The 17,526-nt window shown below is 33.1% G+C and carries 10 protein-coding genes and 1 other RNA gene; 3 read left to right on the top strand and 8 right to left on the bottom strand.

The window, feature by feature from the left end; all coding sequences use genetic code 11:
- Window positions 1-64: 64 nt before the first annotated feature.
- The 4 genes from BT151_RS11055 to ssrA form a co-directional block, all read right to left on the bottom strand.
- The gene (locus BT151_RS11055) at window positions 65-10,117 is read right to left on the bottom strand and encodes a putative Ig domain-containing protein (RefSeq protein WP_072402118.1); all 10,053 of its coding nucleotides are present in this window, start codon (window positions 10,115-10,117) and stop codon (window positions 65-67) included.
- 909 nt (window positions 10,118-11,026) lie between these two features.
- A complete protein-coding gene (locus tag BT151_RS18990; RefSeq protein ID WP_072402116.1) occupies window positions 11,027-11,215 on the bottom strand; it encodes a phage integrase SAM-like domain-containing protein in 189 nt (62 codons plus the stop codon).
- Window positions 11,216-11,435: 220 nt separating this feature from the next.
- Window positions 11,436-11,579, bottom strand: coding sequence for an Arm DNA-binding domain-containing protein (locus BT151_RS18985; RefSeq protein WP_171946628.1), 144 nt, complete (start codon window positions 11,577-11,579; stop codon window positions 11,436-11,438).
- Window positions 11,580-11,809: 230 nt separating this feature from the next.
- Window positions 11,810-12,205: a transfer-messenger RNA gene (gene ssrA / locus BT151_RS11045) on the bottom strand.
- 200 nt (window positions 12,206-12,405) lie between these two features.
- Here ssrA and BT151_RS11040 point away from each other — a divergent pair.
- The 3 genes from BT151_RS11040 (at window position 12,406) to BT151_RS11030 (ending at window position 14,634) form a co-directional block, all read left to right on the top strand.
- Window positions 12,406-12,825 carry a DUF1801 domain-containing protein gene (locus tag BT151_RS11040; RefSeq protein WP_072402115.1) on the top strand — a complete coding sequence of 140 codons (420 nt, stop codon included), beginning with the start codon at window positions 12,406-12,408 and terminating at the stop codon, window positions 12,823-12,825.
- Between the two features lie 11 nt (window positions 12,826-12,836).
- Entirely contained in the window at window positions 12,837-14,042 is a 1,206-nt protein-coding gene (locus tag BT151_RS11035; RefSeq protein ID WP_072402113.1) for an NAD(P)-dependent oxidoreductase, read from the top strand.
- A gap of 79 nt (window positions 14,043-14,121) precedes the next feature.
- On the top strand, window positions 14,122-14,634 hold the full coding sequence (locus tag BT151_RS11030; RefSeq protein WP_072402111.1) for a hypothetical protein: 513 nt from the start codon (window positions 14,122-14,124) through the stop codon (window positions 14,632-14,634).
- Window positions 14,635-14,689: 55 nt separating this feature from the next.
- Here BT151_RS11030 and BT151_RS11025 read toward each other — a convergent pair whose 3' ends face one another.
- Genes BT151_RS11025 through BT151_RS11010 form a run of 4 tightly spaced genes read right to left on the bottom strand, consistent with a single transcriptional unit; the run spans window position 14,690 to window position 17,488 of the window.
- Window positions 14,690-15,367, bottom strand: coding sequence for a DUF1361 domain-containing protein (locus BT151_RS11025; protein WP_072402109.1), 678 nt, complete (start codon window positions 15,365-15,367; stop codon window positions 14,690-14,692).
- Complete coding sequence (locus tag BT151_RS11020; RefSeq protein ID WP_072402107.1) at window positions 15,355-15,732, bottom strand: ribosomal maturation YjgA family protein; 378 nt, start codon at window positions 15,730-15,732, stop codon at window positions 15,355-15,357. Before BT151_RS11020 ends, BT151_RS11025 begins: the two co-directional genes overlap by 13 nt.
- Window positions 15,729-16,103 (bottom strand): hypothetical protein, encoded by a 375-nt coding sequence (locus BT151_RS18485; RefSeq protein ID WP_143144286.1) that lies wholly within the window; start codon window positions 16,101-16,103, stop codon window positions 15,729-15,731. Before BT151_RS18485 ends, BT151_RS11020 begins: the two co-directional genes overlap by 4 nt.
- Window positions 16,104-16,108: 5 nt before the next feature.
- Entirely contained in the window at window positions 16,109-17,488 is a 1,380-nt protein-coding gene (locus BT151_RS11010; RefSeq protein ID WP_072402103.1) for a DUF4153 domain-containing protein, read from the bottom strand.
- Window positions 17,489-17,526: the final 38 nt, after the last annotated feature.

The raw sequence follows: 17,526 nt of genomic DNA, 5'->3' as shown, positions 1-17,526 counted from the left end.
CATATATCTTTTATAAAATTGATCCCAAAAAGTTATAATTTTTTATTAATTCTTGCTCATAAGATTATTTTTTAATTATGAGCTTGTAAATTAATATAGTAGTATTGTTGAATTTTAAATTAATAAAATAGAAACCATCATTAAAGCCAGAAACATCAAGCTTATATTGGCCTTTATCTGATTTTAATTGTGAAGCATTATATTTTTTTACTAATCGACCACTAATATCATACATATCAATATGTGATAATACTAAATTAGAATCTGATATTCTTATATATATATTAGTGGATGCGGGATTCGGAAATAAAATAATGTCAAAATCTTCGGGACTCAAATTGTCTGTACTTAGCGTTTCATTATTTTGAAGGTTTCCTTTATTCAATACAGTATTTTTAGCCAAATTTGCAGGTACTATAACAGAAAATTGAATAGTCGAGGTTTCAAGGATGTTACCAGCAAGTCCAGAACCACTATATGCTGTTGCGCTCAAAGAATAATTACCTAAAGGGAGTTTGTTTCCATAATAATCTCCATTACCATTGTCACCAAAGAGAGCATAAGGTGCAACACTTTCTGTTTGGTTTTTCTTTACAGGCCCCGTTAAACTAAAGCCTATACTTCCAACAGGGAGGTTAGTGTAGGCTCTAATGTTATACAGAGCGCTAGAGTTGTTGGCAATTTGTGTTCCATCCACTAGTCCATAAAGATCTGTATCTGAAATAGCATCGATTAGAGTGAAAGTTATAATTCCATCTTGTTCTTCAAAAGAGGCACTGATGGTATGTGTTTCATTAACATCGGAAAATGTAAAAGTATTTAAAGTACCTTGTGAGTTACCATCCACTAGAACATCTGATATAGTAAATCCTGCATCAGCCACAATATTGTATGACTGGCTAGCACCTTCTGATACCAATGTGGCTCCTAAAGGGCTAATATCACCTCCAGTACCTGCACTTGAAACAATCTCATAGGTTGATACCTCAGTAAAACTAGCACTAATGGTATGATTATTTGTAACATCATAAAATGTAAAAGTGCTTAAAGCGCCTTGCGGTTCATCATCTACAATAACATCTAATATAACATAACCTGTATTCGCAACAATGTTGTATAACTGGTTCGACCCTTCCTCAATGGATGTTATTCCATCTGGGCTAATACTACCTCCTGTACTAGCACTTGAAACAATATCAAAGGTCGGTATTGGAGTAAAACTAGCACTAATGGTATGATTATCTGTAACATCGGAAAATGTAAAATTACTTAAAGTACCTTGTGAGTTACCATCTACTAGAACATCGGATATGGCAAATCCTGCATTTGCTACAATATTGTATAGCTGGTTAGTTCCTTGTCCAATCGATGTTAATCCATTAGGGCTAATACTGCCTCCAGTGCCTGCACTTGAATTAATGGTGTAATAGGTGATAACCAGATCTGTAATAGAGAACGGTATTGTTAATGAGCCAAGAATGTTACCAGTAAGTCCTGAACCGCTATATGCTGTTGCGCTTATAGTATAATTACCAAGTGGGAGTTGATTTCCAAGATAATTTCCTCCACCGTTATCACCAAATAAAGCATAAGGCGCACCATTTTCTGTTCTGGATTCGTTTACAGGTCCCGATAAATTAAGCTTTACACTACCAACCATAGCGGGGTTTGTGTTTGCTCTAAAGTTTAGTAACTTGCCCTGAGTAATGGCTATATTAATTTGATGGTTGTTCTCTAAATTAAATAAGTCGACATCTAGGTCGGCATCTACCAAGGTGAGGCTTATTACGCCGCTCTGAAGTGTACCATTTACAGTTATTGTTATAGTTTCAGAATCTTGTAAGTTACCACTATCTGTTACAGTAAGAATTGCATTATAGATTCCAGGGTTAGTATAAGTATGATATGGATTGATTTCGGATGAATTAGTAGTGCCATCCCCAAAATCCCAGTTATAAGTAATTATCTCTATATCATCTGTAGAATTACTACTAGTGAAACCTACCTGTAAAGGTGCATCACCAACTAAGGATGATACTGTTGCAACCGCAATTGGTGGAGAATTACCATTTATATTCCAATCAAATTGAACAGATGAAGAAGCTTGAGCGACAGTGTCATCCATTACAGTTACCTCAACATTATATGGACTACCCTCCAATGCTCCTGCTACAAACCCTCTTTGTGATTCAGTTGCAGCGGTAAGTTGATTATTAGAATAGGATAGACCATCAACTTTGTATAGTGCTATTTTATCAATGGCGTGCCCTTTGGAACGCTCCGAAATTTCCATGGTATACGTGCCAGGGTTTTCGAACCATACATAAACATCATGAAAACTACCATCATCGACTCTAGCTTGCCAATCATATACCTCTGAAGCTCCACCAGATCTATAAACCTTAAAAAATCCATTACTACCAGGTCCTTCAGGTGTTGTCTGAGCAGATATTCTTTGACTTCCTTTAGGGAAAACAATGTTAGTCTGACTTCCTTGAAGAGTGCTTATTAATGTTTCTGTTGTGTTACCCTTGGAACCAAAGAACCATATACCACTATGGTTACCAAATTTAAGCCACGTATCATTTTCATCTGTAGAGCTACTGCCACTATAGAGATTTCTCCAATTAAAACGATAAACTCCAGGGTTTGAAATAACTATTTGATATGGTATGGTGCCTCCACTCTGATTGTATAAATCGTCAGAACCAGCAATAATTCCATTTGCTCCTCCTGCATTGGTCTCGCTCCAAGTTGGAACTAAATTACCAGACTCGGCTTCAATTATAACTAAGCCATTTTCCTCTATAAATGGGCCAATATTATTTCCTGATAAAACAGTGCCAGTTATTAATCCTGTATTCGGATCAATTTCCAACAATGGAGGTAGTCCAGTAGCACTATAGCTAAGATTATTGCTCTCGTCAGTCGCTACTATTTGTAAAGATACTACGTCTCCTTCTATATTATTTTGTGTTAATGGATTTGTAATATTTGGTGGATTATTTTCTAGTACTTGAATACTTGAAGTATCAATAAAGTTTCCTTCTACCGTTTCAGCGGTAATGGTTGTTTGACCTTGATTTAAAGCAGTTATCAATCCGTTATCGTCAACAGAAGCTATGGTATTATCACTTGAACTCCAAATAATGGAAGTGTCATCTGCATTGGAAGGAACAACAGTTGCTAGTAGCTGTAAAGTTGCACCTACTTCAATATCAACGTCACTAGGTGTCAAGTTTAATCCGGTAACGGGTGTTGATCCTATATCGGATTTGAGAGTTATTGTTAAGACACTATTATAACCATAATTTATCACTAAATCTGCGGAAGCGTTATCTGTTGTGCCTGTATATAATACACTAATATTATGGGTAGAATTAGCCTTGATTAAACCAATCTCTATTAACCCTAAACTAATTTGAAAATCTGAGGCTTTGATACCTGTTATATTCATTGAGCGTATTGGTATTCCAATATTACCTCCTGTAACATCTAATCCAAAACTATTACCATCGGTTGTAACTGGAACTTCACTAGGTGCTGAAATAATACTATTAACACTGGGATTACCCACAGGGGAGTCTACTCCATAATACTCTAATTTTTTTTGATTACCACCTCCTTTATTTGGAGAACCTGCAATTACATAAACACCATTTCCAGATACAATTGCCTGGGTTCCATGACGGTTAAAATTCATATCAGGCAATCTGTTCCATGTTCCTGTGATAGGGTCATATTCTTCAGTAATCTTTAAGGCATTTGAAGTAAGATAGCCATAAACATATTCTTCTTCAACTTCACCTCCTATAACTATTAACTTACCGTTGAAATTAGCCACTGCTGGAGCTGCTCGCGGGGTCGGTATGTTTTCAGAAAGAGTGCTCCATGTTCCTGAAGTAAAATCATATACATCTACTTCTGGTATTAGAGGCTTAAAATAACCGCCTGCATTTCCAGACAAACGTCCACCTGCAGCATATAGTTTATCACCAATTACCATTGCATGGAAGTGATCCCTAGCTTTTGGAGCAGGGTCACCAATGGCAGAATCCAATACTGTCCAAGTTCCAGTCGCAGGGTCGAACATATCAAACCAATTTACATAGCCACCGTTATGACCAATAGTATTTCCTGCTAAAACATAGAATTTATCTTTATAAATTACTAAACCAGCAGACCCTCTTTTTCTACCATCTGGTATTGCGGGCCCTTGTATCCATTTTTTTGTAGCAGGGTTAAATGACCATATAAAATCTGCTGGCGCTTCAATTGGGAAAGTATTTGTTTTAAAAGCTCCTATTACCCAAATGAGTCCTTGGTACTCTGTAGCTTGATAATGATTAAACTCTACCGGAGCAGAATCAACCAATGCTGTCCAACTATCACTTTCATAATCATAAACGTCTAAGGTTTGAGCATTTTCACGCCCTCCCATCAAATAAAACTTATCTCCTGCTTGAACAAAGGAGCATTCATGGCGAGCCGTATAGTTTTCATTTTCATTTTTATCATTCCAAACAGCATTGTTAATATTAATCACATTCCAAGTAAAGCTTAGTGATACTATATCATCACTATAGGCATCACTATCGTCAACAGTTATTATTACGTTGTAAGTATTACTTAGTCCAGAACCTGATATTATGGTTCCACTAATAAACCCCTCGATAGGGTCAATGGTTAGACCTGGAGGTAATCCTGCAGCTGTATAGATAAGTTCTCCGTCTCCACCAGTGGCTGATACAACCAAACTACCGTCTAATATATCACCAGCAATATTTGATTGATTAGCAATAGAATCAACACTAATCGGGTTTATATTGTTAGGATTGATTACTGTCCATATAAAGTTTAATGTAATAGCATCGTTGGAAAAACTGTCCTCATCATCTATGGTAATTGTTACATTGTATGGGGTATCAGTATCTGCACTAGAAGATATGGTACCCCCTATTTGACCATTGGTAGATTCTATGCTTACTCCTAGAGGCAATCCTGAAGCTGTATAAGACAGGTTTCCGTCTCCGCCACTTGCTATGACAACTAAGCTACCATCAAGTATATCATTAATATTATTTGTTTGTTCATCAATAGCATTCACCAGAATTACATTTTCTGGAACCAGCGTTCTAATTTCAATAGCATTTATTAAAGGATTTTCTATGCTTCCATGCAAAAATTCAATATTTAAGACACCATCTGTTAGCGTTACAGGGAATGAAAGCATACCACCAACTCGATGCCCAAATTGAGCAACTAAGTCAAGGTTGGATTGCACTGGAGAACCCTCAATGGCAATATCGAAAATTCTTTCACCAATATTTTCAGAACCGTCATACATATTTCCCATGTACAGATTTACAAGATAGTCCGCATTATCTAACGGAAAAGTAAACTCTAATTCTGGAGCACTCTGTAAATCGGATCTTTCAGTAGTGAATAAAGTATTGAATGTTTGGTTGTCAATATAATCTGGAATAGAAGAGTGTCTTGTAATATTGGTTAAATTATGGTCATAAATAGTACCAGTGTTAACAGCATAACCTGAACCTGTGATAGCTCCACTCGATGCATTTGCTTCCCAATCTACACCTGTATCTGTTGCTACTAAAACACCTCCACCTGTATTTATACGAACTGTAGATTGGCTATTTGTAGGGATATCATTTGTTATTACCCAAGTAAAGTCTAGCAAGACCACATCACCACTATAGACATCGCTATCGTCTACAGTTATTATTACGTTGTAAGTACTACTTAGTCCAGAACCTGATATTACGGTTCCACTAATAGCCCCTGTGATAGGATTAATTGATAAGCCTGGAGGTAATTCTGTGGCTGTATAAGATAGGTCTCCGTCTCCACCAGTGGCAGATGCTACCAGACTACCATCTAATATATCACCAGCAATATTTGATTGATCTGTAATAGGATTATTAATAGTAATCGTATTTATATTATTAGGATTGATTACTGTCCATGTAAAGCGTAGAGCAACAGCATCGTCGGAAAAACTATCCTCATCATCTATGGTAAACGTTACATTGTATGGACTATTAGTATCTGCATTAGAAGTTATGGTTCCACTAATAAACCCCTCGATAGGGTCAATGGTTAGACCTGGAGGTAATCCTGCAGCTGTATAGATAAGTTCTCCGTCTCCACCAATGGCTGATACAACCAAACTACCGTCTAATATATCACCAGCAATATTTGATTGATTAGCAATAGAATCAACACTAATCGGGTTTATATTGTTAGGATTGATTACTGTCCATATAAAGTTTAATGTAATAGCATCGTTGGAAAAACTGTCCTCATCATCTATGGTAATTGTTACATTGTATGGGGTATCAGTATCTGCACTAGAAGATATGGTACCCCCTATTTGACCATTGGTAGATTCTATGCTTACTCCTGGAGGCAATCCTGAAGCTGTATAAGACAGGTTTCCGTCTCCGCCACTTGCTATGACAACTAAGCTACCATCAAGGATATCATTAATATTATTTGTTTGTTCATCAATAGCATTCACCAGAATTACATTTTCTGGAACCAGCGTTCTAATTTCAATAGCATTTATTAAAGGATTTTCTATGCTTCCATGCAAAAATTCAATATTTAAGACACCATCTGTTAGCGTTACAGGGAATGAAAGCATACCACCAACTCGATGCCCAAATTGAGCAACTAAGTCAAGGTTGGATTGCACTGGAGAACCCTCAATGGCAATATCGAAAATTCTTTCACCAATATTTTCAGAACCGTCATACATATTTCCCATGTACAGGTTTACGAGATAGTCCGCATTATCTAACGGAAAAGTAAACTCTAATTCTGGTAGAGCACTCTGCCAATCGGATCTTTCAGTAGTGAATAAAGTATTGAATGTTTGGTTGTCAATATAATCTGGAATAGAAGGGTCTCTTGTAATGTTGATTGTCCCATGGCTATAAATGTTTCCAGTGTTAACAGCATAACCTGAACCTGTGATAGCTCCACTCGATGCATTTGCTTCCCAATCTACACCTGTATCTGTTGCTACTAAAACACCTCCGCCTGCATTTATACGAACTGTAGATTGGCTATTTGCATTTGTTATTATCCAAGTAAAGTTTATTGCGACTACATCACCAGTATCGCCATCACTGTCGTCAACGTATATTGTTACATCGTAAGGACTATTATTTGCCGCGTTGGAAGATATAGTACCACTAAACACACCGGTTAAGTTGTTTATTGATATACCAGGAGGTAAATTCGTAGCAGTATATGAAAGACTCCCATCACCACCAGTAGCCTCCACGCCCAAACTTCCATTCAAGATGTTACTCTCTAGGTTGGATTGATCCATCAAAGGATTTACCGATATTGGATTTAAAGCTGCTTTAGTTACATTTAAAACTTCCCATTTACCATCAACCTCAACTCCATCTTCATTAGATGTTCCAATAAGACCAACAGCTAAATCTAATGTAGATTGTTGTATAGCTGTTAAAATCGAGCCTTGAGCTATAATAGTAGCAAAGCTTTGTGCAGATCCATTATCGAAGGAGTACTCTAAATTTATTTCACCATTCCCTGGGTTTATAACGAAACTAAAAAGAATGGAGCTATTAGGACGATTGTTTACATCTAGTAATAAATTTAAAGGAGCCTGTGGAACATCATTAATTTCTTGTAATACCTGAAGTCCTTGTGGTGTAGCAACGAATTTTATATAGTTACTTTGCGTTCCATCTCCAATAAAAATACCTAATTCGCTATTTGGTGCCTTTGAAGCTGTATCTGTTCCATATAATTGTTTGGAACCACTGAAATCAAATATTGATCCCGAAACAGTAAATAAACCAGTATTTTGGTCTACTTGTACTCCATATTGAAAGGCTTTTTCTTGATTATTAGGTTCTGCTAATGCAGTACCAGATGTCATTTGCATATTCAGAACACCAAGAGCTCCACCTAAAACATCGTTAGGATTAGGATCATTTAAGTCATCTCGTCTGTCTAGCCAATTTAGCCAATTTCCATTAGCATCCACACCATTATTCATCATACCAGTCATACCTAATCCTAAATATCCACCCAACAACGGGTTGTCTGAAAATAATTCATTTACTACAGGTAAAATAAAAGCATCGCTACCATCTTTATTAGGATTCCCTAATTGAAACGGGTCATCAACATCTAAAATTCCGTCGGCGTCATCATCTGTATCATTAAGGTCAGAGGTTAAAATACCTCCACTAGATTTATCAAAATCTGCTGGTTGAGAAGCTCCATTACATAAATCTGTTTCGTTATCTATTTCATCCTGATTACTATAACCATCATGGTCATTATCTGCGTTGGCATCATAATCGAATTCGTCTGGGAGTATGCAGTTAATGAAATCATTAGGCTCTAAAACAGTAATAATCTGATTAAAATTACCAATCCAAATAGTTCCTGGAAATATATCGGAATCACTGTTACACGAAACCCCTAAGAGATTCCCACTTAAACCAGCGCTAAAATCTTCCGTTAATGTATAGCCGTCTTCTGGATTGAATTCTAGACGTCTTAATAGGCCTAAGTTACTTCCAGCTAATAAATTTCCTTTCATACTACCTCCAAAATTACTGGCTGTATATTCGTCAATGCCATTTGTATTGGTTGGCCAAGTTATTATTGCATTATCATCAATTCCAGGGGCTCTCCAATCGCCTTCAACAGGATTTGCTTGGTCTAATGGTACAGGAGGCCAATCGGCTGGTAAGGCAATACTTGCATTGGAAGTTAAGTCATAATTTAAACCTGGAGGATCAATTTCAGGATTATAATTAGGGTTATAAGTTTTCGTTCTAAAAACTGCACCCGCTGTACCAACTGTGGATGGTGCTGTAAATAATCCAGCACCTTGTGGGTTTGCTCGAGTAGGGTTGGGATGACCACCATAAAAACTACCGAAAGAATAATTTTGAATATCGTTTGTAATTAAATGTAAATGGTCTATGTTATTGATTTTTTCACCCTGGGGATCTAGGGAAGAACTTCCAGGCTCAGCAGAATCATAATCATTGTTTGCCAGAGACTCACCATTAATATCGAAAAGACCTTGATTTTTAGGAAGTCCACCCCAACCTTCATTAGCTCCATTATCTGTAGCATAAACGGCACCACTTTCGGTAACTACTAAATCATAGGAATTACGATACCCAGGAGAAAATATCTGCACTGGGCCATCAGTAACAATTTTTGCCTGATTTAATCCATCATTGCCCCCAAATGGATCATTAACGTCGATTCCTGTATAATACTCATCATTAGGATCGTATATATTATCTATATTATCTCTGGTAGGATCATCCAAAGTAGGTATATCATATATAACTTTACGCCCATTTTTAATTTCTATTGGTATACTTGCCAATAGATTTAAATTTATAGATAGTAGCGCAGCAGATAATGCATACTCTGTAGTATAATTAAAGCTAGAAGAAGGGCTACCTCCATTTGTAATTCCTCCAGAACATACTATTAAATAGTCTGTTCCTTGAATATTTACAAATTCAAGACCGTTAGTGGCATGATTTTCTTCTGAGCGGGGAAGACCACGAATAATATCTACAGCATCCCAAGAATTACCATTTTTAGTGAGTCTAGTAATTACCCCAGAATTTGTATCCAAGCCTTTATCTCCTTCTGGACCAGGTCCACCAATACGGTAATCTGATGAAGTAACATAAATAACAGGATTTAAAGCTGTTCCCGTAACTGTAAGTCCTACTGTTTCTCTAAATGTACTACTATCAATAGAACCATCATCATTATGATTTTGGATATTTTGAATGCTAGTAAGAGTTTCCATTGCAGTTACAACGTATTTTCCCTTTCCAGTTTCGTCCTCAATACGTTCTATTGTAAAAATCTTGATTAGTCCTTTATACTCTGCAACATATAATCGACCATCTGGACCATACATTAAAGATGTAGCCTGATTAATGGAGCCAACACCATTAAAATTTAAATTACTCGAGATGAAAGTTTGAGCATAATTTAATGCTGTATAAAAAATAAAAAATAAATAAATAAATAATTTAAAAGACCTTTTGTGGTGTAAGTATTTCATAATAGCATCATTATAAATTTTTATAATCCATTGAGATAAATGAAGAATAAAAACTAGATTTATTTTATAAAATGTCTGGGTATCCCTTAACTAGACGTTTTTTTGATAAAATATATTGAATGCTATTAATTAATTAAAACATTATATTCAATTTAGAGAGAAATATGAAAATGTTTTAATAAATAAAGTATGAAAATAATGCGGAAAATAATAATATATGTATATATGTCTTTACATAGCAAATAAATTCGTTGAATTACAATTTGCTAGAATTAGTATTTGTTTTAGCTTTTTAAATAATTGTTTATCAAATATTTATAATAAAATATTCAAATCATCATAAATTGAATATTAACCCTATTTATTTACCAAAATGAAATATTTTAATAACAAATTATGAATTTTTAGCATTTTTTTTAATCTTAAAATCTGAGGTAATATAATATAGGAATAAAGTTACTGTATAAATTCAGATAAAATATTTTCCTATAGATTTGATAAAGATTAAACACTCATAATTCTAGATTATTTTTTTGTGAATTAAAGGCTATTCTACGCTCAAAAAAATATTACTTATCGGAACTTTGGGCTTGAGACTTTATTATAGTAAGATATTGGAGTCATACTTATGCATTGCTTCCCATCAATGGCGATACTGATATCTGATTTGTAAAGTTTCTCAACGTTCTAAATGGCGAGACCTGTATAACAGGAAAACACAAACATGTCGCGAACAACTTTAAACCTGTCAAAATGTAATTCTTTGTTGTAGAGTATGTCAATATCTTGGCATTTAAATATTCACGTTCCACGGCTTCAAATTGAACTTTGTAATTATAGAAAGGGTTCTATCTATCCATTGATTAGCCAAAGCAATCCGAATGATTTTCTTGAAATTATTGATGTATTTCAATGCGGAATTATGATACAATTTCTAACCGTCTTCAAGAAGAACTCAAATTTGGTAATAAACTGATAATCGATATCTTTTAATTTGTAGTCTTCAACATTATATTCTTCTTCAATAAATTGTTTGACATGGTCATAGTATGTCCAATAGCGCTTTGCCGTACTGACTGAAATATCTTTGCCAGCCATAACATCAGTTCTATTGTAGTGTTCTTTGAATACTTAAAGGATGTATCTGATCTTCTTTCCGCCGCCTTTTAAAAGGTTCATCTCGACTTTGTAGATATCAAATTATCCTCGTCCATACATCTTTGATGGATTTTATAGAGCTTATGTTTCGACTATCTATTTGATTATTGATTTCCACAGCCTCACGATTTGTTCCAATTACTTTTTGTGACCTTTTGTTTCAAAATTTTGGCTCAATTCTTGTGGTAATGCTGTATTCAATTCGTTTATTGTTAACGGTCAGTCTTAAATAAATAGGTGCCAGTCCTTGATTATTCATCTTTGAATTAAATAAATGAAAGTGAATTGAAAAGTCTGTTTTCATGATTTTAGATCTCGCTTGATGACTTAAAAGTATAAAATTAGTTTCTATAAATCAAAAGTTTAAAAGTTGTAAAATATTGAAAATCATTGAAATAAATGGTTTTAGAGACCTAGTTTTTAAATTTACAATAGTACCCTAATTGGTCTCGATTGAGATGCTTTCATCTGACATCATATAAAACCTTGTAAATCATAAATTTACAGGGTTTTTGATGGGTTTTGATACCCAATAAGTGGAGTCGGAGAGAATCGAACTCTCGTCCAAACAAGTAATCAAAGAGCTTTCTACACGTTTATTCTTTTCTTGGGTTTTCGATTAAAAGCTGGTTAAAGACAACCCACTTTTAACTTATCTTCTTTAGTTTCAAAAGCAAATCAAAGTGCTTTGCTTTCTATATTGACATTTACGATGTCTCAAAAAGGAACGCCGTCAATCAAGGCTTTCCGGAGACATAAAGCTTGTACACCTTGTGTACCTAGGCTAATCTTACTATAAATTCAGATTATGCAGCTAAAGCGTAGTTATTCTCGCCGTTTAAAATTTGATCTAGCCTTTTACGTGTTTCAATGTCATTACACGACGTGCTTACCATCCAATTAATCTCGCTGTCAAAACCAGTCGACCCCATTTTTAATTAAATAATAATAGCGTTACCCTATCGGGTCAGGCTTTTCACTATATCTTTTGCCAAAAAAAAGCAAAAGGATGTCGTTTCAATCCTTAACGCGGGCAGCAAAGGTATCAAAAAAGTTTGTATACACTTGCAAATCCTATTACATTAGTACAAAATTTATACCAAACACAAATAGTGTCAGTTAACAATAATATGGAACTAGTAAGTAATCCAAAAGTTGCCGATATTTTTAATAATTATCCAAAAACAGTAAAAGAACAAATGCTACAACTTAGAGCATTGGTTTTAAAAACAGCCTCAAAAATTGACGGACTTGAAAAACTTGAAGAACCACTAAAATGGGGAGAGCCAAGTTATATCACTAAAAACGGTAGCACTCTAAGAATGGATTGGAAAGCTAAAATACCAAATCAATTCGCCATGCATTTTCAGTGTAGTTCCAAACTAGTTTCAACATTTAAAATTATTTATAAAAGCACATTCAAATTTGAAGGAAATAGAGCAATTTTTTTTAAACTAGAGAATGAAATTCCTGAGGATGAATTAATAAATTGTATTTCATTAGCTTTAACTTATCACAAAGTAAAACATTTGCCACTATTGGGCACATAAAAGAATAAAACATGAAATTCGCTATAATAAAAGAACGTAAAAATCCACCAGACCGTCGTGTGGTGTTTTCTCCATCAAAATTAACCCAAGCTAAAAAACAATTTCCAGAAGCTACATTTATAGTAGAAGCATCAGACATTCGTGTGTTTTCAGACGAGCAATATAAAATAGCAGGATTTGAAGTTGTAGATGATGTTTCAGATTGTGATGTCATGATAGGTGTAAAAGAAGTTCCAATAGAGGCTTTAATACCAAATAAAAAATACTTCTTCTTTTCACATACTATTAAAAAACAACCTTATAATAGAAAATTATTAAAAGCTGTTTTAGCGAAAAACATAGAACTTTACGACCACGAAACAATTGTTAACGAAAAAGGCTTTCGTTTAATAGGTTTTGGGCGTTATGCTGGAATTGTTGGTGCTTACAATGGTTTTCGCGCTTGGGGACTAAAATACAATTCATGGAATTTGCCCAAAGCAGGACCTTTACCAAATCAAGAAGCATTAATTAAGGAGTTAAATAAAATTAAGCTTCCAAACATAAAAATATTACTCACAGGTAGTGGTAAAGTATCAAACGGTTCTCAAGAAATGTTAGATGCTATGAATATCAAAAGTGTTTCAGTTGATGATTACTTGAACAATACTTTTAACGAACCTGTTTATTGTAAAATTGATGTTTTAGATTATAATAAACGTAAAGATGGGAAAGTAATTAACAATATCGATTTCTTCAATAATCCAAAAGATTATATGTCAGACTTCATGCGTTTTGCTAAAGTAACCGATTATTATATCGCTGGACATTTTTATGGAGATGGCGCGCCATATTTATATACTAGAGACGATGTGAAATCGGCAGATTTCAATATCAAAGTAGTTGCCGATATAAGTTGCGATGTAGATGGTCCAGTTGCAACAACACTTCGTGCATCAACCATTGCAGATCCTATTTATGGTTACAACCCAAAAACCGAAACAGAAATAGATTATAAAGATGAAAAAGCTATTGTGGTAATGGCTGTAGATAATTTACCATGCGAGCTACCACAAGATGCTAGCGAAGGTTTTGGTGAGCAGTTTTTACAGTATGTTATTCCTGCATTTTTTAATAATGATGCCAATGGTATTTTAAAACGTGCTAAAATTACTGAAAACGGAAAATTGACTGACCGTTTTAGCTATTTACAAAATTATGTTAACGGTATTGAATAAAGTTTAATCATAAATAGTTAGTATTCAAATAAATACATTACATTTAAGTTGTAATTAACAAACCAAAATTATAATTATTATGAAAATTATGTATTCTATTTTATGTTTAGCCTTATTAATTGTAGGTTGTAAAGCAGAACCTGACAATTCGGTTAATGAATTATTTGAAAAAAATTCCGAAACGGCATTAAAGTCGTTGTTAGATTGGCAAAATGAAGTGCCAGATTATTCAATTTATGCAGATAGTGCAGTTGCATACAATACCTATTTTGGAGCAGAGAAAGACTCGGTAATGATACACGGTGATGAAGTAAAGCAAAGTGATAGTACTTTTTTAGCAAAATATGATTTCGAATTATTAACTAACCCACCAGTGTTTTTACCAGGTGTAAATAATGTAACTAAACAACCAGATGGTTCAGTACGTTATTATGGAGCATGGAAAGTTACTTTACCAGCTACTGATTCAACCGAAGCAAAGTCTGGTGTTATAAGATTGTATGAGTCTTTTGATTTTGATGCTGATGGTAAAATTGTTGTTCAACAAGGCTATGGAGATTATTCAGGTTTAATGAGTTATTTAAATGATTAAACAAACCTTTTAATATATAAATTGAGCCACCTAAATTTTGTTTTTAGGTGGTTTTTTAATTCTTATATTTTGGTGACTGATTATGATAAATTTGTCCAAACACCCAAAAGCCAAAACTTAAAAAAGAACCAAATAACATTGTAAATAACCAAGCTTCTTTATTCGAAAAAGGTTTTATGGCAATATTTATAATATCAATAAATAAATATTTTGGATTGCTTAAAATTTCCCAAGAATTATAACGAAGAAACCGACCTAAAAATACTCCAAAAGCAGATAAAAATATGATTGATGTTAAAGCATAATAGGTAATAGACTTTTTAAAATAAGATTGTAAAATATGTTTCATATCAACTAAAGAAAGATAAAAAAGTAGTAATCCATTAATAACAAAAGAACTAACTACTAAAATATCTAACCATATATAATAACTTCCATTAAACCTTAAATGGATTAAATCTGTAACAATATATGGTGCGTTTGGTAAAAAAAGCAGCCATACACCAAAGCATAGAACAAAACCTATTTTATTGAGTTTGGGAAGGCTCACTAAATAGCTTGTAATGGTAAAGGGAATGACTGCTAAAAACAAATTCCATACTAAAAACAAAAGGTAGAAGGAATGTGTAAGCTTTATTCTAACCATAAGTAAAACAATACTTAAAAGCATTGAAACGGTTACTAGTAAAAATGTTTTAAATCTATTTAAGAAAAGGTGTTTTATGTAATCCATAGTTTGCAAATTTTATATTCAATAATTAAAATAGTTATGATACCAAGTGTATAAGCCACCAAATCTGAAATTTGAAAGGTGCTACCTAGTATGGTTTTTATTAAGTTGTTATTTTCAAGGTTAAAAGCTTTTAGAATATTTGCTAATTGTAAAAACTCTATAATAAAGGCAAATACTAAAACATAAATAGCTAGTTTGAATGAGTTTATGTCTAAAAAACTTTTTACAATAGAATAAAGAAGTATTACCGCGAGAAAATCACCAAACGTATGACGTATAAAACCACTTTTTAAATACCATGCTATTAGCACTTCAATTATAAAAAGTAGTATGGAAATTATTAAATATGTTTTGTTGAGTTTCATTTTATTTTTTTAGGTTCAGCAAGCCAACTCCAAGTTTTTAAAGCGGTAAAAAAAGCAGATGTATTAAATGCTATTCCATATGTATTAAAGTTAGATTCAATTGTACTAAACACACATAACCCAAATAAGGCTATAGCGTAAAAAGGAAAATAGCTATTATAAACAGTTTCTAAATTTCTCTTTCCTTTTTTCGACCAAAAAAAAGGAGCAATAGTTAAACATATAGTCAAAGAGCAACAAATGCTTATTGGTATTACAGATAAGAGTACAAGCGGAATCATGTCTAAGCTAAAGTCTTCTGTAATGGCTATAGTCCAAAATATAATTAAGGACAACCCTGTAGCCTTTATAATTGTTATTGGTACGTTCAAAACTTCTATTTAATTTTAAAATTATCAAATTGAATTTCTTGCCAAGACTTAGCATTTAGTTCTTTTAAGTATCTTTTGTACTTTCTTCTAATAACAGAGTTTTTATAATTATCTAAATTATGATCATCTAAATAGTTTATTAGAGTAAATACATTGTTATTAGATAGTCTAATTAGATATTTAAAATCCATAGATTTTGCATAGTTAAGATTGTATATGGTAATGCAACCATCCCAATTTACAGTAGCGCATGTTACTAGAATTGTGAAAGTAGTTAATGAGTTTATTCTAAATAAATACCAAAAATTCATAACGTTCTTTACCTTAATAAAGGTTGTTATTAAGCCAATTACCGTTAATAGTAAGTAAATTAAAACTCCAATACGTTTGTAAGTAAAACCAAAGTAATAGATGTATTGAAAATCTTTAATTAATATGTTGACAATTAAAATACTGTTGAGTGTAATCCATAGATAAGCTAAAGTTTTTAGGCTTCTGTTTTTGCTGTAAAAGTTCAAATTGCCTCTAAAAAAATAAAGTATAATGATTATGGCTATTACTATTGAAGCAATTAAAGTATAAATGCTGCTATGCACTTGGTTTGAAAAAGTAGAAGCTCTTAAGTCGTTTGAAGTTAATAAATAAGTAATATCGGTAATTAAGAATAAAATGATAAGTAAATTTAAAGCCGAAATTAAGATAAAACCAAATTGATGTTCTTTTTTTAAATCACCTATATTTATTTCTCCTTTTTTGCTTAAGTAATTTCCTGTATTTATGTCTAAGGTTGTTGTAGGCTCAATTATTACAGGTTTACATATATTATTTAATAAATAATATCCACAAATGGCAACCAAAAGCCATTGAAAATTTATAAAACTGAAATCTATTTTATTAACCAATTCGTTAAACATTGGATTTCCATTTTTGTAAAGACAGATAAAAACAATTATAAGAGCTAAGGGAATGCCAATAATTTTGATGAGGTGTAAATAATCAATGTCTTTATTTGAAATAACTTTTTGTTTAGTTTCATTTATATTAAAGTTTCTATGAAAATAGCCAGCAACAATCGTATATAAACCATTTATCCAATTGATGTAAATAGAAGAATTTTGCTCAGACACTTGTCCAACTAAAGTGAAAAACGCAACAAAATTGGCAATAATTGATAAGCTATTATTGTAAATAAAAACAGTAATGGCAGTTATTAAATAAAGTACACTATAAGCTAAAGTGCTTTTTTGCTTGAAAGCAGATTTATTAAAAATAACTAGTAATATTAAGGTAATAAAACTAAAAATAGAAAGGTTTAAGCCAACACCTTGTTTGTGAAAAAGTATGCTAAATAAGATGGCTCCAATAAAAAGAAATATTTTTTTCATAATTAAATTATAAAGTACTTTGAAATACAAAGTAAATG

It is taken from the genome of Flaviramulus basaltis (assembly GCF_900114265.1).
Lineage (GTDB): Bacteria > Bacteroidota > Bacteroidia > Flavobacteriales > Flavobacteriaceae > Flaviramulus > Flaviramulus basaltis.
Note: the sequence above shows the minus strand (reverse complement) of the source record. Positions and strands in the feature narration are given on the sequence as shown.